This is a genomic window from Staphylococcus sp. HMSC34C02 (assembly GCF_001838705.1).
In the GTDB taxonomy this organism is placed as follows: domain Bacteria; phylum Bacillota; class Bacilli; order Staphylococcales; family Staphylococcaceae; genus Staphylococcus; species Staphylococcus borealis.
In genome coordinates, this window is the sequence record NZ_KV838592.1 from 34,025 (window position 1) to 54,339 (window position 20,315).

15 protein-coding genes and 1 pseudogene are annotated in these 20,315 nt (G+C 33.2%); 3 read left to right on the forward strand and 13 right to left on the reverse strand.

Features of this window, described 5'->3' with window-relative positions; genetic code table 11:
• Positions 1–329 precede the first annotated feature (329 nt).
• The 6 genes and pseudogenes from HMPREF3239_RS08900 to HMPREF3239_RS08925 all read right to left on the reverse strand — a co-directional run bounded on the left by HMPREF3239_RS08900 (position 330) and on the right by HMPREF3239_RS08925 (position 8,447).
• Positions 330–2,225, reverse strand: coding sequence for a glycosyltransferase family 2 protein (locus HMPREF3239_RS08900; protein WP_053030187.1), 1,896 nt, complete (start codon positions 2,223–2,225; stop codon positions 330–332).
• A 16-nt stretch (positions 2,226–2,241) separates the two neighbouring features.
• Complete coding sequence (locus tag HMPREF3239_RS08905) at positions 2,242–3,309, reverse strand: acyltransferase family protein (RefSeq protein ID WP_053030188.1); 1,068 nt, start codon at positions 3,307–3,309, stop codon at positions 2,242–2,244.
• 570 nt (positions 3,310–3,879) lie between these two features.
• Positions 3,880–4,020: pseudogene (locus HMPREF3239_RS12505) on the reverse strand (MepB family protein); the annotation flags it as partial.
• 77 nt (positions 4,021–4,097) lie between these two features.
• A complete protein-coding gene (locus tag HMPREF3239_RS08915; RefSeq protein ID WP_070855398.1) occupies positions 4,098–4,952 on the reverse strand; it encodes a GIY-YIG nuclease family protein in 855 nt (284 codons plus the stop codon).
• A 153-nt stretch (positions 4,953–5,105) separates the two neighbouring features.
• A complete protein-coding gene (gene thrS / locus HMPREF3239_RS08920) occupies positions 5,106–7,022 on the reverse strand; it encodes a threonine--tRNA ligase (protein WP_053030191.1) in 1,917 nt (638 codons plus the stop codon).
• Positions 7,023–7,394: 372 nt separating this feature from the next.
• The gene (locus tag HMPREF3239_RS08925; protein ID WP_070855400.1) at positions 7,395–8,447 is read right to left on the reverse strand and encodes a PTS sugar transporter subunit IIC; all 1,053 of its coding nucleotides are present in this window, start codon (positions 8,445–8,447) and stop codon (positions 7,395–7,397) included.
• Positions 8,448–8,749: 302 nt separating this feature from the next.
• On the opposite strand from HMPREF3239_RS08925, the gene HMPREF3239_RS08930 reads away from it, so the two are divergent.
• Positions 8,750–9,973: an ArgE/DapE family deacylase gene (locus tag HMPREF3239_RS08930; RefSeq protein ID WP_053030193.1), complete on the forward strand. Its 1,224-nt coding sequence runs from the start codon at positions 8,750–8,752 to the stop codon at positions 9,971–9,973.
• A gap of 308 nt (positions 9,974–10,281) precedes the next feature.
• Here HMPREF3239_RS08930 and HMPREF3239_RS08935 read toward each other — a convergent pair whose 3' ends face one another.
• The 3 genes from HMPREF3239_RS08935 to HMPREF3239_RS08940 form a co-directional block, all read right to left on the reverse strand.
• A complete protein-coding gene (locus tag HMPREF3239_RS08935; RefSeq protein WP_053030194.1) occupies positions 10,282–11,622 on the reverse strand; it encodes a trypsin-like peptidase domain-containing protein in 1,341 nt (446 codons plus the stop codon).
• 308 nt (positions 11,623–11,930) lie between these two features.
• Entirely contained in the window at positions 11,931–12,053 is a 123-nt protein-coding gene (locus HMPREF3239_RS12695; RefSeq protein ID WP_256323751.1) for a hypothetical protein, read from the reverse strand.
• A 174-nt stretch (positions 12,054–12,227) separates the two neighbouring features.
• Positions 12,228–13,217 (reverse strand): metal ABC transporter solute-binding protein, Zn/Mn family, encoded by a 990-nt coding sequence (locus tag HMPREF3239_RS08940; protein ID WP_070855402.1) that lies wholly within the window; start codon positions 13,215–13,217, stop codon positions 12,228–12,230.
• Between the two features lie 276 nt (positions 13,218–13,493).
• Between HMPREF3239_RS08940 and HMPREF3239_RS08945 the strand changes: the two genes are divergently transcribed.
• Positions 13,494–14,372, forward strand: a complete 879-nt coding sequence (locus HMPREF3239_RS08945) for a CobW family GTP-binding protein (RefSeq protein WP_053030196.1) — start codon at positions 13,494–13,496, stop codon at positions 14,370–14,372.
• A gap of 67 nt (positions 14,373–14,439) precedes the next feature.
• Here HMPREF3239_RS08945 and HMPREF3239_RS08950 read toward each other — a convergent pair whose 3' ends face one another.
• From HMPREF3239_RS08950 to HMPREF3239_RS08965, 4 genes are all read right to left on the reverse strand, one after another.
• Positions 14,440–14,967 carry a DUF3267 domain-containing protein gene (locus tag HMPREF3239_RS08950; RefSeq protein ID WP_053030197.1) on the reverse strand — a complete coding sequence of 176 codons (528 nt, stop codon included), beginning with the start codon at positions 14,965–14,967 and terminating at the stop codon, positions 14,440–14,442.
• Between the two features lie 86 nt (positions 14,968–15,053).
• The gene (locus HMPREF3239_RS08955) at positions 15,054–17,087 is read right to left on the reverse strand and encodes an Ig-like domain-containing protein (RefSeq protein WP_053030198.1); all 2,034 of its coding nucleotides are present in this window, start codon (positions 17,085–17,087) and stop codon (positions 15,054–15,056) included.
• A 30-nt stretch (positions 17,088–17,117) separates the two neighbouring features.
• Entirely contained in the window at positions 17,118–18,218 is a 1,101-nt protein-coding gene (locus HMPREF3239_RS08960) for a zinc ribbon domain-containing protein (RefSeq protein WP_083324771.1), read from the reverse strand.
• Positions 18,219–18,224: 6 nt separating this feature from the next.
• A complete protein-coding gene (locus HMPREF3239_RS08965) occupies positions 18,225–19,538 on the reverse strand; it encodes a PrsW family glutamic-type intramembrane protease (protein ID WP_053030200.1) in 1,314 nt (437 codons plus the stop codon).
• Between the two features lie 209 nt (positions 19,539–19,747).
• Between HMPREF3239_RS08965 and HMPREF3239_RS08970 the strand changes: the two genes are divergently transcribed.
• Positions 19,748–20,266, forward strand: coding sequence for a hypothetical protein (locus HMPREF3239_RS08970; RefSeq protein WP_053030201.1), 519 nt, complete (start codon positions 19,748–19,750; stop codon positions 20,264–20,266).
• The last annotated feature ends 49 nt before the right edge of the window (positions 20,267–20,315 follow it).

Below are 20,315 nucleotides of genomic sequence, written 5' to 3' on the forward strand. Positions count from 1 at the left end.
ACATAAGTGCGCTAGCACTTATGTTCATTAATAACCAACAGAGGAGTCGCGCAACGCCATTTATTATCCATCTTTAGAGCTACTTACCTAAGTGTTAAAGCACTTAGGTTCATTGAAACTACTGCTCCCCTAGGAGTCTCCGCAACTCTGTTTCGTAATCTATCTTAGAACTATTTACGTAAGTGTGTGAGCACTTACGTTCATCAACCCTAGCTTGCTTTGCTTGTAGATTTTCTTGTTGAAAATCTCTTTGCTGGGGCCCCGCACACAACGTCATTTGTAATCCATCTTTAGGACTAATGAATCCTAAGTCATAAATAAATGTCGTATTATTTGATTATCTCAATAAAATCCTTATTTGCTGTTAAGAATAGCCCTTCTTGTGTTACGAGTCTTGGTGTTGCGTTCTTAGTATAAATAATGTCTTTAATAGTCAGTACATCATCTTTTTTAAGTTTACCTACTATATTATCTTTGAAATTACGTGAGTCATACAGTTTACAAGCTTTTATAATTTTCACAGTTTCAGGCACCTTAGTAATATACTGTTCTAAACCTGCTGTGTTAATCAAGGTAATAAAGTCTTTATTCGCTGTTATAACACTATCATCTTTTAATATCAGACGCGGTGTACCATTCGATGTATATCGAACATCTGACACTTCTACTCTAGCACCGGCTTCTAAACTATCGATTTGTTCATTAAAAGATAAGTCTTTGTATACTTTAATTTTTTTCAAGGTCATCATAGGATTCATGACTTTAGTGAAATATTTATGTGCTATATCAGTTGATTGTTGCGCTTGGTTTTCGTTTTCTTTATGAATGAATTCAACTTTAAAACTCTGACGTTTCATTTTATAGACATCATTGAAACTAGGATATGAGGCATATACTAGTGATTGTCCTGATTCACCGTACTTCACATTAAAATTAACATCGATGTGGCTATCTAACTTTTTAAATTCATCATGTGCAATATAAAGTCTATTGTCATTAAATTGGTACGCCACTTCATATTCATTAAATGCATTGTTGATTTCAACCATACTCACCGAACTAATGCTGATATCGTCTGGTTTCATGACGTGAATGACTTCATATTTCTTATCTTCTACCATTTGCGTTCCTTCGTAGACTGGATAGCAATCAACAGCAGTTGGTTGAATCATGTCGTATGGATGAACGAAATCTCTGAAGACCATGCCGTCTTGAATGATATAACGCCATTGGTTATATACGACATCTTTCGTAAATTGAATAAATACCGATTCATCTGCATGATGGTATAACGTATAAATCTGCTTAAATACTGGATTCGTAATCAAAGTGTTGATATCAATACCATGCGCATTTAATGTTTGTTCGACTTTATCAAATACAGCATAAAATGCCTGTTTATCCATAGATTTAATAAATGTCTTCGTACGAAGGAATCTCGAGATAAAGTCTACTTCGACCATTCTTGATAAAGCCATATGTTTAAGTTGTGTAGGCATGTCCATTCGACATGTTCTATCTAGAATCGCTAAATTCAAGCTTGCTTTATCTAACATTGATGTTTGTTGTACTAACGATTTGTTTTCATCATAGCGATTCACGTGATACATAGGTTTTGTGGACATTGTAATCTTTTCCACTTTAGAAAATAGTTGGAAGAAAAATAATTTATCTTCACCATATTTCATATGCTCAAATTCAATATGATTTTCCATAACTAAGCTTCGTTTAAATACTTTTCCTGGTGGTCCTACTGCTCTAAAGAGTTTACTAATATCTTGCGGTTTTAAATGAGACGCGTCTTTATAGCTAGTGAAAAAGGAATGATATGCCACGTTTTTTGACGTATGTTTGTAACTTTGACCCAGGCCAAAATCAGCATCATCTGCATTCACTTTCTCAATCACTTGTGGGAAGCCGTCCTTATCCAACCAATCATCCGCATCAAGTAACGTAATATACTTACCTTGTGCTTCTCTCATTCCAATATTTCTAGGTTCAGAAGGACTGCCTGTATTTTCAGGTAATTGAATTAACTTTATAAAGTCATATTCCTTTTCATATGCCTTGATAATATCAACCGATTGATCTGTTGAACAATCATCTACAAATATTGCTTCAATCATGCTTTTGTCTATCTTTAAATCAATTAATGACTCTATACACTTTTTTAAAAAATGTTCTTTATTATATACAGATACAATAATTGAAACTACTTTAGCCATCATTATCCCCCATTTTTTAATCAACTAAATTTTGTTTATAACTTTGATAGTACGTTTCATATTTCATCTTCCCTATGCCACCAACAATATACTTACCAAATTTACTTAAGTTCATAACGTAGGCGATACATATTGAGAATGTCACAGTTAACGTAAACGTAAATAATATGTTTAATAACGGATGATCATGTAGTGCTCCTAATCGATGCACGAAGAAGTAATGAATTAAATAAATTGAAAATGAATAATTACTTATGAAAATAATAAATCTTGGAACATACTTGAAATAAGATGCAATTAAAAAGAATAGTAAAATGACAAATGTCACATAAATAGGTGTATCAAAGCGTTTAGAATCAACTAAAGTTAAAATGCCAAACAAGTAATTAAAAATGACAAATATGGTAACGATGATTGTCCCACTCACAATATGGACTGTATATTTTTGAATGTTACTCATTAATTTTTCATAGTGATAACCCATATAGAAACCTAATAGGAAGTAACTCAACCAGCCAACAAAGATCATCCAACCTTCTCTTTGCCATAACCAATTAAAATAAATTGATTCTGGTGCGGGAATGAAATTTCTCATAGCCCAAAATAAAGAAGTAATAATCAGTGAATAAATAATTAATTTGATGGGATTAAGTTTGACCAAATATTTAGCAAATAATACATGTAATAAATAAAACTGAAAAATGATTACAATAAAATAAGTTAATGTTCCACCACGAAACATCATAAAGACTACAGAATCCATGTAATCTCCGAAATTCTTAGGATGTCCATAAACATAAGCAAGTCCTAAATTAATGATGATATACGGAATACCTAACGTTAGTAACTTTTGCTTAAAGAAGCCATCTTTAACTTTCGTTTTATACTGCTTAGCTAGCAAGAATTCTGAAATAAAAACAAACATCGGTGTTGCGTATAACAATAACAATTGAAAGATTCTTAACAAGTAGCCTTCATTTGGCATATCGAATTTATAAAAAGTCGTTGTTATTGTATGTATCATGACAACACTTAAACAGGCGATTGTCCTCATCCAGAAAATAATCGATGTATAAACCCTCATTTGTATTCTCCCTTTTTCATACTAAACTACGATTGTTTTATGTTTGAATTCTCAAAAAAATCGCAATCAACACTTATTATACAATAGTAATTTATATAACTTCAAAAAAATATAAATCAAATCGTTTTAAACATACAATCAATGAAAAAATCAAAAAAATAGCACGCTAACTCAATAGCATGCTGTCATTCAAAGATATTTATCTTTTCAGTTTTTTTATAATGATACAAATTCCGAAGATCAGTAAAACATATTGGAATACGTTGCCTATTACTTGGACAACAATATAGAAAGGAATGATAAAAAGCAATGTTCCAAAAATGATAGAGAAAAATAATATGACAAAAGACAAGTCCTCAGACACATCTTGTCTTAATTTGTTTCTCAACAATAATCTAATTAAATCACTTACGAAAAACACGCACTTCCATATACAATACATAAACACAGCCAGTAAAAATATGGAATAAGGTACGACGACTAACATTTGAATAAATGCAATGATACCATCCATGTATTCTCTCCATTTATTTATAATATTTTTGTTACTGCAAAATGTAGCTTGGGTACTTATTCATACGTTATCTCATTAAAATATGCACACTGCCATGCTTGTGTCTTAGTTGCTGTTTTATTTAATTCTGTCTCCCATGGTGGATACACTCTTAATGCCATTTTCCCTATAAACGTATCACTTTTTAAAATACCTTTCTAGCAAATGATATGATTGCATTGTTTCAATGGGTTTCATATACAAACTCCTTTTTTAATGTGTTATGTCTTAAAATTTAATTATGATTCATACCATGCTTTTTCGTATCCAATACTGTTTTCCAATAATTCTCTCTTTCAATTATTGTATTGGTCTTTGTCTTTGTATCAAATATTTCTAGGATAGCGTATTGAAAGTGCTGAATAATATATTCTCTACCCTTTTCATTTAAAATAGTTAGAAATTCTTTATTGCCACCGGTTAAATTATTTAAATATGCATAGTTCGACCATCGTTGCCAAATCCCATCAGTATTGCCTGACGCTGATCCTATATAGAGTTGTCCCGTTTCTAAATCAGTAATAACATAAACGCCTTTAACATGACTTAATGCATCTTTCCAACTTGGTTCATTTCTATCTATAATCTGCTGTAATTCTTTATGCTTTAAACAAACATGTTGATAACCTTTAAAATGTCCTAATTTAACATTTGGTGCTATTTCATAAACTTCTGGATTTAATTGTTCCTGCACAGTTGAATAGAGGCGATTATATACATCTCTACCAATCGGTTTCTGTATTTTGATAATAAGTCTTTTTCGGTATGCTTTATAGTTATCAAGTAATGTTAGTTTATACCCAACTTGATTAAATACTTCTGGATTGATCTTTTCGACCTTATAAATACCGCCAAAGACAAAATATTCTGGTCCATATGGATAATATTGAGCTAAGGCTATTAAATAATCGGCCTTATTGAGATTATTATTATTTTGTCTAGTCTTCCATGCGTTCATAACTATCCAATCTTCACTATCTTCTAACAAAAAGTCCCATGCACGCTTATTAATATCTCCAGCATTCATATTGAATTTAATTTTAGTTTTACTTACATTTGGTGTCTGTATAAAATCTGTTAGCTTAATCATCTTTATAACCCTTAATAATTTAGTATTTTTATTATTTTAATACATTATATAATTATTCTACAATTCACATATTTATATTTAATATTTAGAACCTAAAAAAGCCTATCAAAGTGTTCATACTCTGATAGGCTTGGTTGAGTTCAGATTATATCATTAAACTAATAAGGCTTTGCTTTCAATTTCATGTTTTAATTTTTCAACGAATGTTTGAATACCCATTGTTTCGTTATCGTGATGTGCGTACTTTCTTGATGACACAGTTTGATGTTGTTGTTCATCGTCACCTAATACTAATGTGTATGGAATTTTATTCATTTGGCTTTCTCTAATTTTCTTGCCTAACTTTTCATCTCGGTCGTCTATAGCGACGCGAATATTCTCGTTTCTTAATGTGTCTGCCACTTTACGGACGTAGTCATCATTATTATCTGATACGCCGATTAAATTCACTTGTACAGGTGCCATCCATAATGGGAATGCACCTTTGAAGTGTTCTATCAAGATACCGAAGAAGCGGTCTAAAGAGCCGAAGACTGCTCTGTGTAATACAACTGGACGTTCTTTCTCATTCTGTTCATTGATATAAGTTAAATCAAATTTTTCTGGCATTTGGAAGTCTAATTGTACTGTTGCACATTGGTGACTACGATTTAATGCATCTTTAATGTGTACGTCAATTTTAGGACCATAGAAGGCACCATCGCCTTCATTAATTGAATATGCCAAACCAAGGTCATCCAACACATGTGCCAATGACTGTTCCGCTTCATTCCACAAATCAATTTCACCTAGATAATCATCTGGTCGTGTTGATAGTTCAATACTATAGTCAAAGCCAAAGACTGAATAGATATAGTCAATTAACTTCAGAATTTCTTGTACTTCTGATTTGATTTGAGATTTCATAATAAAGATATGCGCATCATCTTGGCAGAACGTTCTCACGCGTAGTAAACCATTCAACGCACCACTAAATTCATGACGATGTACTTGCCCGAATTCAGCAATTCGAAGCGGTAAGTCTTTATAAGATCTTAATTCATTTTTGAAAATTAACATATGTCCCGGGCAATTCATTGGTTTCAATGCATAATCATTTTCATCTACTTTAGTGAAGTACATGTTTTCATGATAATGATCCCAGTGTCCTGACTCTTCCCAAAGTCGTTTATTCATCATTAATGGTGTTCTTACTTCATCGTAATCATGTTTCAATTGCACTTCTCTTAAGAAACTTTCCATTTGATTTCGAATAAATTGACCATTTGAAAGATAGAATGGCATACCTGGTGCTTCTTCAGAGAACATAAATAATTTTAATTGTTTCCCTAAACGTCTATGATTGCGTTCATCTGCTTCTCTTAAAAACTCAAAATAGTCATCAAGTTGATCTTTAGAACTAAATGCTACACCATAAATACGTTGCAACATTTTGTTGTCACTATCGCCACGCCAGTATGCACCAGACACTTTTGTTAACTTGAAATGATTTACAAATTTAGTACTTGGTACATGTGGACCAACACATAAATCTATAAATTCTCCTTGTTGATACAGTGAAAGCTGATCATCTTTATGTTCTTCAATCAATTCCAGTTTGTAAGGATTATCTTTAAAAATGTTTTTAGCTTCTGCATAGCTTAAATCTTGTCGTACAAATTTTAAATTCTCACTATGAATTTTCTTCATTTCTTTTTCAATTTTATTTAAGTCTGCTTCACTAATCGATTCATCTAAATCAATATCATAGTAAAAGCCATTTTCAATGACAGGACCAATTGTTAATTTTACGTCAGGATATAAACGAGTAAGTGCTTGTGCTAAGACATGTGCCGCAGAATGTCGCATCACATTTAAACCTTCTTGATCTTTAAGAGTGTAGAATGTGAGTTCACAATCCGCTTGGAGAGGATGGGTCAAATCAACTAAACGGTCATTCACACGGCAAACGACCGCTTCTTTATATAAAGATTGGCTAATAGATTGCGCTACCTCTTTAGCTAGAACACCTGCTTGATACGCTTTTTCACTTCCATCTGGAAATTGAATATGAATTTGTTGATTAGACATGATACATCTCTCCTTAAACATTTATATAAAATAAAAAAACCCGTCCCTACAAAAGGGACGAGTCTTGAATACCCGTGGTTCCACCCAACATTCCATCTCATTCAAGAGATGGCACTTTAGTCATACTTTAACGCGTATGAAACGTTACATGTTTCCATGTAATGTATATAAAGGTAGTAAACTTTATTTTAAATTTAGGAATATCTCAGCACTTATTCCCTCTCTGTGAATTGACCATAAAGTTCTTGTCCTTAAATTCAGTATTAATTTTTAATAATCATATACCTATCTTAAATGTTAGTCAAATGCGTATCAAAATATTAAATTACCTACATGAGTTATCTTTTTGACAATTTATGTTTAATATTTGGCTTAAACTTTATATTTAAAGATATTAGGATCATAGAATTTTAATACTTTTGTAAATAAATAATGGAAAAACAGTGCAGAAATTAACGGCACAATGATGTACGTAATGGCGATAATCAATAAGCCACTCGTTGTACCCATATCTAATAAATTTAATGATTTAATAGGTCCTACAAGACCAATCAATCCGAAACCTGCTGAATCTGGCGTACCTTTAATATTTAACAAGCCACCAACAAAACCTGAAACACCTGCTGTACAAATAATTGGTACCATCATCATTGGATGGCGAATTAGCGTCGGCATCATTAATTTCACTGCGCCAAGTAATACTGTAATCGGAACACCTGGTTTATTCACACGCCAGCTACCAACCGCAAGCATTATTGCACTTGCTGAAACACCCACTGCAGCCGAACCAGCGGCTAATCCTGAGATTCCAATTGCCAAACCTATACCGATAGATGATATCGGAGACACGATTAAGATAGAGAATATCATTGCAATCAATACCGTCATGATAATAGGTTGTGTATTCGTTAAACCATTGATAACATCTCCTAATCCTAATGTAATCAATTTAGTATATGGCAAGATCAATAATCCAAGTAATCCAGCCACCGCACCACCAACGATAGGCAACACAATCATATTTAAACTACCCAGTTTATTGCCAATTAATAAAATAATGCCTACCGCAATGGAAGCAGTAATCATCGTATTAATTAAATCACCTATGCCAACAATGACCCACTTGTTATCTACAAATGTCGATGCACCAGACCCCACAAAAGCAGCTGCCCCTGTTACGGCGGTTTGTAATTGTGTTAAGCCAAATTGTGCCGCAATCAATATACCTGTCAAAATTGGAATTGAATATTGAATACCTTGCGTTACAAAGGCGATTTTCGTAAATATATCATTATACTGACCTAAGTATTTGCTTAACTCCCCTAAAATTGCGTTTGGAATCATACCTACTACAATTGCTAAAGCAACACCATTTAATACATTAAATATAAATGTTCTAGGTGTTATCATTTCTCTCTCACCCATAATTCTTATCCCTCATAAAACTTTCTCTTTTTCTAAATTTTAATCTTGATTTTAAAGTATCGAACAAATAAATCAATCACATTATTTTAAATCATATAAAAATAAATATGTAACATTCATCATTTGTTCACAACTTCGATAGTATATTACATTAACTATTACGAATGTAACCCTTTTTTGATAACTATATCATTTAACATGCAATTTTATAAAATATATTAGGATGAATATTCATTATTATGTTTATAAATTACACTTTATGTATACATAATACTAATATTAAATTTAAGGTTGGGATACATATGTGGAGTTTTAAAGAAGAAGATAAAATTGAGTTACTAGAAGATATTATTGAAATTCAGTCAGAAAATGATCACGAAATAGACGTTTGTCGTTATTTACAAAACGTATTAGCACGCTACGAAATACCATCTAAAATATTAAAAGTGAGCGAGACTAGAGCAAATTTAGTCGCTGAAATCGGTAGTGGTTCTCCGATATTAGCAATGAGTGGTCATATGGATGTTGTTGATGCCGGAAATCATGAGAAATGGACTTACCCACCATTTAAACTCACTGAACAAGACGGCAAATTATATGGACGTGGTACAACAGATATGAAAGGCGCCTTGATGGGAATGGTGATTGCACTGATTGAATTAAAAATGTCTGACGCACTACCAAAGGGAACCATCCGTTTGCTGGCGACGACTGGAGAGGAAAAAGAACAGGCAGGTGCCAAATTATTTGCGAAAGCAGGTTATTTAGATGATCTTGATGGCTTAATCATCGGGGAACCAACAGATAACGGTGTCTTCTATGCACATAAAGGGTCTATGGCATGTAAAGTGACGGCCACAGGTGTCGCTGCCCACAGTTCAATGCCATTTCTAGGAGACAACGCAATTAACACACTTGTACAATTTATCAATCAGTTAAATTCAAAGTATGCGGATATTAAAAAGCATGACCTGCATCATGCGTTGGATGTCGCACCTATGGTAAATAAATTTATGAAAGGCACATTAAGTGAGGAAGCGGAAAATTTTGCATCTGGCTTTACCATGCTCGGTTCAGTTATCAAAGGTGGTAAACAATTCAACTCTGTACCTGAAGAAGCCTCAATTGAATACAATGTACGGCCTGTACCTGAGTATAATAATGACTTTGTTAAAACATTATTCCAGCAAACGATTGACGAAGTAAATCGCGATGCATTGTCATTTGAAGTTGTAAGTGACCATCGTCCTGTAACAAGTGATAAAGACAGCACCTTAATCAAAGTGATTACAGACGTTGCACCACATTATGTGAATAAGGACGACGTCTTTGTCGCAGCATTTATAGGTACTACGGATGCATCTAGTCTTCTAGGTGATAATCCAAATAATGTGGATCTTGCTATTGTTGGTCCAGGAATTACGATTATGGCCCATCAAGTCGATGAATATATTGAAAAAGAGATGTACCTTAAATACATCGATATCTACAAAGAGGTGGCCGTGAAGTACTTGGGTGAAAAGTAAATTAATATTTAACATGCGACGTAGTATAGACATTGATTGTCATATGATCAGTGTCTATACTACGTCATTTTAGTGATGTATTTAAGTAAAATCCAATGTTGAGGTTAGGCTTACCTGTTAGTGACCGCAGTCTAACTTCCTTGTAATGAATGACACTCTTTCATTAAAATATCCCTAAAACAATCCATATTCGTTTGAATCACAACTCTCCTTCAGGCTATGACGCATAACTTCAAGTAACTATAAAAAGAGCAGGATATTGACTAGCTTTAACTTCTGTCATCCCGCTCACTGTCGCAATCAGATTGTTACACAATATTATCAATAATTTCTTTGCGTAATTTGCCTCTGATTTCTGCCATCGTATTTAAATTATATTTTTTATAATCTCCTGAGTTTAATCGGAAAGCATGAATACCAATCACTTCATTCTTACTATTCAAGACTGCCCCACCAGAAGAACCTGGTTCTGCCATCATTTGATAATAGCCAATCGGGTTCACATTACGTGCAGTCATCGTGTATTTCCCTTTTGAATGATACATTGTGCCGGCAGGATCATTTTTATATTTACCAGTCGGCTTACCATAGTGGTACATATGAATAGGTGTGTTTGCTTTCATAGCTTTAATCGAACTTTCTGATGCAATCTTTCTTATCTTCATATACTTTGAAATATCTTCATACGTATACACTAGAGAAACATCACCATATTGCAGCATTTGAACACCAAAGACTTCAAGTGTACGCACAATTTTAGATCCCTCTTGTAATATGTTGATACGCATATTTTGTGGTTGTGACGGTGTTAAAGGTTTATGCGCACTTTGATCATTAACAACATGATTCGCAGTTAGAATCGTATGCTTTCCAATTGCTGTACCAGTGCCATATGTTAATTGTTTTGCTTTTGGATTCCAGTTATATACCGTTGCGATATTGGCATCTTTCGCTTTAGCGTGCTCAATGGTTACGCCTTTGTTGCCCGATTTCTTCATTATTTTTAGTGCGTCATCAATGCCGGATTCTTTCGTCGTTTGACCGAAATCACGTACATTATCACCGCCTGGCACATTTGATGGCCAACGCTTAGGCGCTTGATTATAGTAATTCTTTTTCGCCGTTGATGATGCTTTTTTAGACGCTTTGACTGTTGTTTGCGCACTTGGTTTCGCAGCTTTAGTCTTACTTACAACTGCCACTTTCGTAATTGGTTTACTTTTCGTTTTGGTAGTTTGTGCTAATAACTGTGGCTTCGCAGATTGTGTACGCGTTACTTTTGATGCATTTTGTGGTTTTTTATTTGTTGAGACAACTTTTTTGTTAACCTTAGTTGGTTGCTTTTGTTTTGAAACGTTTTGCGATGAAGGTTGTACTTTAGTACTTTTTGGTATCACATGTGTTGAAGTAATATGTGCTCGTTTAGAAGGTGCCATTGTCTTTTGTAACGAAGCTTGATTGCGATTTGTTACCTTAGACGGCGTTTGTACCTTAGTCTGAGCTACTACAACTTTATCTTTAGATACATTTACTGACTTGTTTTGTTGTTTAACGACAGGTTGTTGAGATGTTTGTTGTACATCTAATTTATCACTTATAGTAGAAGCATGCGCTTCATTAAATTGAAAATGAAAAGATAAACACATCATTATCAGAAAGACTACTAATATAAGTGAATATCTCTTTAATGCTACCCCTTTGTTCACTATACTCATCCCTACTTTCATCATGTTTCAAATTAATAAATTTTTGCTTTAACTTATTATATACCTTAATTAATGTACACTACAATATTCATTTTTATAGTTTTTTAACTTTTAATAAATATTAAATTTATATAATATTGAATTGTCATCACTTTAATTTATAACAATTCATTCACACGTTCATAAATATACAAAAAGACAGCTAGTAGAATTTAATCTGCTAGCTGCCTATTTTTAATAAATATTAATGACTATTTAGATTTACTATCTTTTTGTTTTCTTTTTTGCAAATAAACGCCAAATACAGGTGCCATTCCGACTATTATAAAGAATAGCGTATAAAACATAACATGAACCAATGTACTTGAAGACATTTGCAATGACCTCCTCTAATACTACATTTCATTATCACCATAACATTAATTTCTGCCTAATTCTATCTATTATCCATAGGGAAGTGAGACTTACCTCTACTTATAAAGAAGACCTCATGACGCTTGTCATGAGATCTATACACGAAGGTCTGTCATCTTGTATTTTAAATCGTATTATTCATTTTTAAGGGCTTTTTCAATTGCTTTAACGTTCTCTTTCATAAATGATTGATACGTATTTTTGTCGTCATCTTGTTGTTTCGTATGTGAGCCCATATTGTAGAATTTGATTGTTTCTGCATCTGTTTCTTTTCTCACTGTCTCTGCAACTTTGTTCGATACATTTTCTTCAGCTAAGATATATTTGACTTTATCTTCTTTAATTTGTTTAACAATGTTTGTTAAATCTTTTTGGCTAGGTTCTTCAGCATTCATATTTTGAATACCTTCTTGTTTGAAATTGTATCTATCTGCTAAGTAACCGATAGAATCATGTGAGATATAAACTGTTTTACCTTCATTACCTTTAACTGCTTGTTTCATATCTTTATCGATGCCTTTTAAGTCTTTAACTAATTTTTTATAGTTATCTTCATAGTAATCTTTATGTTCACTATCTTTCTTAACTAATTCATCTTTAATTTCTTTAGCAAATTTTTGGCTAATGACAGGATCTAACCAAATATGTGGGTCATATTTACCATGGTGATGATGTTCGTGCTCTTCGCCATGGTCATGGTCATGTTCTTCACCATGTTCATGCTCATGTTCGTGTTCTTCACCTTTTAATAAGTCACTATTTTTGTCTAATGCTGCTTCTAAAGATAATGTTTTATCTTTGTCATTAATTGCTTTGGCAATTTTCTTAGCTACAGGGTCTAAATTGTCACCTGTGTATACGAATAAATCTGATTTACCGATATCAACCATTTGTTTTTGACTTGGGTCATATGTATGTGGGTCTACTCCGTTTGGATAAACTGATTCAACATCAACATATTTACCACCGATTTGTTGTGCAAATGATTTTAATGGATAAACTGTCGTCTTAACTTCTAATTTACCTTTATGATCAGATGACTTTTCACTATCGCCTTTGCCACATGCTGCAAGTGATAACGTTAAAACAGCCACGAATAATAAAATAATACTCTTCTTAAACATGTACACATCTCCTAAATCAAAATCGTTACGTTTTATTATTCACATTAAATGGTGTAATTGTCAATGCTAATTTTTAAAATCTTAAAACTCTGACAATAGAAATAGGTTTAATCTATCTTTATCTATACATTTTATTTTGAAAATGATTATATGTTTCGATATACTTTTCAAATAGTAATTATTACGATTTAAAAATTGAATCTATTTCCTGTATCATAATCGTTATTTAAAATCATGAATGACATCACTCGTCTCATTCATAGTTAGGAGTTTATTATGGAGATTATTATTGTTGGGGGTTTCTTAGGCAGTGGCAAGACAACGACATTAAATCATCTGATTACAGACGCCTTGAATCATAACTTAAAAACCGCATTAATTATAAATGAATTCGGAAAAATGAGCGTCGATAGTCAACTCATCCATCCCGCTATCCCTATAAGCGAAATTGTGGAAGGCTGCATATGCTGCGCTATGAAGTCTGACGTATCTCAACAACTACACGAATTATATTTAGCACACCAACCAGATCTAGTATTCATTGAATGCAGTGGTGTGGCAGAACCATTGGCTGTTGTCGATGCCTGTTTGACACCTGTCTTAGCACCAATCACTACAATAAGAAGCATGCTTGGTATTATTGATGCGAATCTATATGCGCAATTGGAAACATACCCTAGAGATATTCAAGCGTTATTCTATGAACAGTTAAGTCATTGTTCTACATTATTTGTGAATAAGATTGATATCGCTGATGTCGAACAGATTGCTCATCTATTAAGACATCTGGAGGTTATTAATGGAGAGGCAAATATACAAGTAGGACAATGGGGCAAATTATCTTTAAATACATTGTTAAACGTGAAACATTTAGATGTTAAACAAAGTGGTACACTACATCACGCAATCAATCATCAGTTGATAGAACCACCTCTCTCACAAACGAAAGCAGCGTTAATTGAAAGATTAACCAAACTCCCACAACAAGTTTACCGTGTGAAAGGATTTGTTCGTTTTACAGATCATGAATTGATACATCTAGTTCAGTATGCTGAAGGAGAGATGGAATTAACACCCGTCCAATTTAAATCAGACGTCCCTTTATATTTGGTAGTCATTGGCAAGCAGTTAGATGATATAGAGTTGGTATTATAAAACTAAAAGCACCCAACAGGTCATTTAATGTTGGATGCTTTTAAAAAATTTATTAAACATATCTTAATTATGAATGGATAATAATGCCTTTATCCGTTGTTTCAATGGTTGCATCTTTCGGAGCTTTAATCATTTTCCAAACCCAATAGAAATCACCAGCGCAACATCCTGCATGAAATGTGGCAAAGAAGAAAAAGAGCCCCCGTGGAAACCACCCTAAAAATAACGTCACTATAAATAGCATTGTGATAATGACAAACGGTGCGATACTACTAATTAAAAATGTGAGCGGTGTAAACGTCCCGCCTGGTATCGCACAATAAATCATACCGTTAGCTGCACCGAAGTAGACTTTATTCTTAGGAGAAAATAGTTTGAAACATACGCCGTGAATACACTCATGAATAACAAACATTAGTACAATAAGAATAATCACGAATAATGCATTAACTAACAAAGAATCAAAAAATTTAGGTGCATCCGAAAACTTCATAATAATATAAAAAATGATACCAAAAACGACAAAGCTAATATAAGAATATATAGCTAGCTTATTCGCCAATTGTTTATCTTCTAACAAATTAATTTCTTCCAAAGATAGCGCCCCTTTTGAAAGTTTAGTTACTACAATCGTAATATGTTTTCGTGAAGTTCACAATGCATCGTTGTTTCATTTTTGATTTATTTTACTTTTAACTTTAAAGAAGCACTCTTATTATTCGCTTTATCTTTGGCATACATAACGAGTGTTGTTCCTTTTTTCTGTGGTCTTATATTAATCGTATATGTTCCCTTAGCATTAACTGTCGCGCTTCCCAATTTGGTAGAGCCTTTATAAATATAAATGATTGATCCTTTTTCACCTTTACCAGAAATCGTTCTTGGCGCCATCTTGCTGACTGTTGGCTTTTTAGGTGCTGTCTTATCTAACACTGTTATTGTTATGATTTTACTTTTATTTTTATATTTATTAACTGTGTAAAGTTGAATTTTGCTATTCGCCAATTGTTTAGGTATTTTCATAAAATATTTGCCATCTACTACTGGCGCTTGCCCTATCTTTTTACCATTCACATAAGCATACATCGTCATTCCTGAAGTGGCTTTGCCTCTTATTTCCGTTGAAAAGTCTGCAACAGGATCTGCTGAAAATGATTGTACATTCTCTGTTCTTTCAACTTTAAATTGACCATTTAGTTCATTGTTAGCGAACACAGGATTATATCTCATTTCATTACCATATTTATCAGCAGCTAATATTTGATCTATGTTCACAACACCTGTCTTAATATAATCCGGAAGTTTAAACTGGAATTTAACTTGCCAGTTACCATTGTCCAGTAGCGTCAATGTTCTTGTAGAATGTGTAAACTGCATTGGAATGTATTGGTGTGTTCCTCTTTCATAACCATATGGTTCAACTGTAGACATATCCGCACTTGCAAACATCAAATCACTTTCCTCTTCAATCTCAGCCGTAAGCGTCACAATATCATTAGGATTATACACTTTCTTATCTAAGCTCATGTTCACCACTTTCGGATCATCATAGTCTGCTTTACGTGTTGATGAAGCATCAAAAGCTGAACCATCATAACCACCTAACGGATCTGCTGTACTATCATTGATTACTTTAATTACAATATGATTGAAGTTACTTTCAGAGTTACTATCATAATTATCATTCCAACAATTGATATCTAAATCAAATGCCTCATCCACCATTTTATCTGGTAACTTAATTTCGATTAATGATTCCCAGTTACCATTGGGTTTCTTGTAGAATCGAGTTGTACGTCCTATGTAAGCTGTTCTATCAAAATAATAAGGCGGGTCCATTCCATTCCAACCACCTAATCGATGAGAAAAAAGTTTAGCTTCATTGTAGATTGGTTTAACAAAATCTTTATTATGTTCCGTATATATTCTTACTGTTTCGCCCGGTTTATATGTTACTTTATCTGTTTCAATTCCTAATATACCTTGATACGTAGTATCGTCATGTCCATATTTGTAAGTGCTATTTCCCTTTATATATCGTTCATCATTATATTTTTTAATTCTTCTAATTTCTTTTTCTTGATCACTTGTAACATTAGATGAGACTGTATATTTTCTATTCACTTTAATTTGTGGTGTCGTCGCTTTTGGTGCAATAGTGTTGGGAAGTGTTTTGTTCGAATGACTACTATATTTAACTGCTGTGTTTACATGTTTAGTACTATTTGATGTGCTATGTGTTTGTTCTTTCCTAACTACTTTTTTGTCATTTATTTCCTTAGTAGGTGCAGTTGATACCTTTGTTGATTGTGTATGACTCGTACTTCTTTGGATATTTGACGTGTTAGCTTGTGGTGCGTCACTTTTAGGAATGACTGATTGTTTCAAAGTCCCTGCGTCTGACTGAGTTAATGATTTATTTTGTTTTTGTTGTGCAGTGTTTACATTGGTATATGTTTGTTGCTTATTTTCAACATTATTTAGACTGCCAGTAGTCTTATTAACGTTATTTTGAACTTTACCATTCCATTGATTTTGTTGAACGGTTTCTGTTGGCGTCGATTGTTGATTGTTTATTTTACGCTCAGCCGCAAAAGCTTTCTGCTGATTATCACCTAGAGTATGTGTAAGTATGCCTACCGCAATCATGCCTTGGCAAGCAATGACTGTCTTAATTGTCGTTTTGACAAATCGTTTTTGAATATTTTCTTTCATCTACCTATCCCCTTAATTTTTTATATTGTCCTAATAATCCCATTCTCCACCATGCCATTCAGAGGTGCTACCATCACTTTTTTCTACGATGATTGCACGATGGGCTTTATCTTCATTTTCTTTACCATAATTAACTCTATAACTGAATTCACCTTCATCGACTGAGTGTATCCAATCACTACTATCTAACACATCATTCGCAATGGCTCTTGCTTCACTTGTACTTGATACTTCATCACTATCGCTATCATCTGAATTATTACTTGGTAATTGATCGACATTCTCTATAGCTAATACCATGCCATCTTTAATTGTTACTAAGACGCTAAAATCATTATCTTTGTAAGTATCATAGATGAGCGTATTGCCTTCTCTATCGTCAGGTTCACCGTAATGTTCAATGTAGTCGTCTTCCGTTATATTACTTGGTGTGATAATGACTTGGCTCACATCATCGTGTTCATCATATAAAACAGCTATATCTCCATACTTTTCATATGTACTACCTTGTAAATAGACTGTGCCATTCGATTGTCCGTATTTCGTTTCAACACCTGAGCGACTCATACCGTTGTATATTTCTGCATAGCCGTCTTTAGAAGGTGCTTTCGTATAGGCTTGGTCAAATGCATCACTAAAAATATCAATTTGCGCTCCTTCAGAACTACTATCTGAAGTATTTGAACTTTGACTTTGTGTCGTATCATCAGAACTGTTATGACCAGTAAATTGATGATAAGCAAAATAAAGACCATATACGAGTAAACCTAAAATAACGACTGCAAGTATGGCTAATAACACGCTTCCAAACCCAGAACGCTTATGTTGGCTATTATCTTGATAATGATATGCGTATCGATCATTTACTTCTCTATTTCTGGCAATTCTATTGTGATTACTGTATTGGTTATTTGGTTGATGGCTATGTTGATTACTTGATTGATTGTCATGTTGGTTGTTCGGTTGATCACTTTGTTGATTGTCATGCTGGTTGTTTGGTTGATCACTTTGTTGATTGCTTTGTTGATTGCTTTGTTGATTGCTTTGAGCATCATGTAGCTTAGTCCCACAGTTATTACAAAATGATTGATTGTCATTGATTTTGTGTCCACAATTTGTACAGTATCTCATTTAGCACTATCTTCCTTCCATTTCTAGATAATCATTTTGAATTTGGTTTACTTGATTAAGCCCAGATTTCATTAATATAAATACAAAAATCCATGCAATAATGATTAGGAAAATCATTTTCAAATTACTACTACCTAAAACTGTTATATCTGTATCCCAAATACAATGGAGAATTACAGATACAAAAAAGAAAAATAGAAAACGTTTATCTAAAATATTAGCCCAGGTAAAATGACGCGCATCTTTAACAATAACTGCTGCCGCACCAATAATAGCCGCCCATACTAAATGACCACCAATTGCTGACCAACCTCTTAAAATAGTAATATCCATAATTTCAGTCAAATCTGGCGTACCAGTACTCAAAATCCCATAATTCAAGATATACCCTGCTGTTTCAAATACAGCAAAACCTGCGCCTATAGAAGCACCAATCAATAGACCATTTAGTATCTTGTTTGTTTTAAGATAGTTAATAAATAAGATAACTATAATGGCTTTACCAAGTTCTTCAACTAATCCTATTAAGAACGCGTCAGTAATCGTCATGATTCCATAAGTTTCTAATTCATCACTAAAAGAGACAAAATGATACAAAATAATCGTACTTAGTAGCGAGAACACCCCACCTATGAAAAACATTTTCAACACTTCAAAGAAACTAATATTCTGAAACGCATTAGATTCATAGAAAAATATCAGACCTGAAATAGGAACAATGAGTGCACCTATAAAGATCAATCCAGGTAACGCATTCGTATTCGCAAATGTATTAACTAAAATTAATAAGACCATAAAAGTGATACCTAAAGCTAAAAACACACGTGAAAAGACCCATGGCTTAGCCCATTCTTGTGATACATCTTTAATGTGTGGTGTCGTATTTCTCGTACCAGCAATAAAAATGTCATCAGATTCATGCTTAGCATGAGATTTGAATACTTCTGAAAACATATCTTTTAAATTTAAACTCAACACTTCTTCATTACCGGCGATTCTACCAATTGATTTCGTTGTATTATTAAATAAATTCTTTGCCTCATATGCTAAATTCATATTTTCTGTCATTTCGACTTGTTGATTGTTATGAATATAAGCCCCTTGCATTGTCTGTTTATCCGTATTTGTTAAATCATAGCCACAATTAGTACAGAACTTGTCACTCTCATCTACCATTTGATGACAAGTAGGACACGTTAAAGGCGTTAAGATGTCCTCTTGGTCCATGGCTTTCAAATTATCAGTCATTAAATCATGACCACAATGCTGGCAGAATTTATCATCACGATTAACATTACCACCACAAGCTAAACATTCCATTTAGTTGCACTCCTTATTTTTGATTATTATTAATACAAATATTTTAATTTATTTTTCGTCAAAATACTATTTGTTTTTAAAGAATTTCAAAATATTTATAATATATAATTAATAGGCGTTACTATATTGAAATATTTTTTAATTACAGTAGTCAAATATTTAATTAAAAGGTAAAATTAACTTATTATTTTCAAAATAAGGAGTATTATATGCAAAAAATTATTAACATATTAATTATTTCAATTCTATCCGTTATTCTAATTGGGCTAGTTGTATTCGGAGTGAGCTTTGGTAAAGATATCTTAACTAACGATAATACAAAAGCACATAGTGAAAATAAAAATCAGAACAATGATAATAAATCTAAAAAAGAACAGAAAAAAGAAGAAAAACAAGATGATGAAACGATGCAAACAAACATCAATAAATCAAATGTGAACGATACTACTGAACAAACTACCAACGCTCAAAGCGCATCTACTGGAGTAGTATCAAATACTAACGCAACACAAGCACAACAAGGAAGTGTAGCCCAACCAAATTCAGGCACTGCAACATCTATAGAACATCAAGGATATAAGATGAGTCAACAAGAACTAGATCATTTATCTAAAGCGGAACAAGAAGGAATTGGATATAATCCAAATAACCCTAGAGGCGACGTCGGTGGACCAGGTATGTCAGCAGCTCATGATGGTATTGGTAATGATGATGAAGATGTAGAATAATAACCATTAAAATTAAAGGCAGGGAACTAATGTGATGCAATACTCACAT

Coding starts and splice junctions, on each gene's coding strand:
- HMPREF3239_RS08900 (WP_053030187.1), bottom strand. CDS start 2,225: ATGGCTAAAGTAGTTTCAATTATTGTATCTGTATATAATAAAGAACAT.
- HMPREF3239_RS08905 (WP_053030188.1), bottom strand. CDS start 3,309: ATGAGGGTTTATACATCGATTATTTTCTGGATGAGGACAATCGCCTGT.
- HMPREF3239_RS08915 (WP_070855398.1), bottom strand. CDS start 4,952: ATGATTAAGCTAACAGATTTTATACAGACACCAAATGTAAGTAAAACT.
- thrS (WP_053030191.1), bottom strand. CDS start 7,022: ATGTCTAATCAACAAATTCATATTCAATTTCCAGATGGAAGTGAAAAA.
- HMPREF3239_RS08925 (WP_070855400.1), bottom strand. CDS start 8,447: ATGGGTGAGAGAGAAATGATAACACCTAGAACATTTATATTTAATGTA.
- HMPREF3239_RS08930 (WP_053030193.1), top strand. CDS start 8,750: ATGTGGAGTTTTAAAGAAGAAGATAAAATTGAGTTACTAGAAGATATT.
- HMPREF3239_RS08935 (WP_053030194.1), bottom strand. CDS start 11,622: ATGATGTGTTTATCTTTTCATTTTCAATTTAATGAAGCGCATGCTTCT.
- HMPREF3239_RS12695 (WP_256323751.1), bottom strand. CDS start 12,053: ATGTCTTCAAGTACATTGGTTCATGTTATGTTTTATACGCTATTCTTT.
- HMPREF3239_RS08940 (WP_070855402.1), bottom strand. CDS start 13,217: ATGTTTAAGAAGAGTATTATTTTATTATTCGTGGCTGTTTTAACGTTA.
- HMPREF3239_RS08945 (WP_053030196.1), top strand. CDS start 13,494: ATGGAGATTATTATTGTTGGGGGTTTCTTAGGCAGTGGCAAGACAACG.
- HMPREF3239_RS08955 (WP_053030198.1), bottom strand. CDS start 17,087: ATGAAAGAAAATATTCAAAAACGATTTGTCAAAACGACAATTAAGACA.
- HMPREF3239_RS08960 (WP_083324771.1), bottom strand. CDS start 18,218: ATGAGATACTGTACAAATTGTGGACACAAAATCAATGACAATCAATCA.
- HMPREF3239_RS08965 (WP_053030200.1), bottom strand. CDS start 19,538: ATGGAATGTTTAGCTTGTGGTGGTAATGTTAATCGTGATGATAAATTC.
- HMPREF3239_RS08970 (WP_053030201.1), top strand. CDS start 19,748: ATGCAAAAAATTATTAACATATTAATTATTTCAATTCTATCCGTTATT.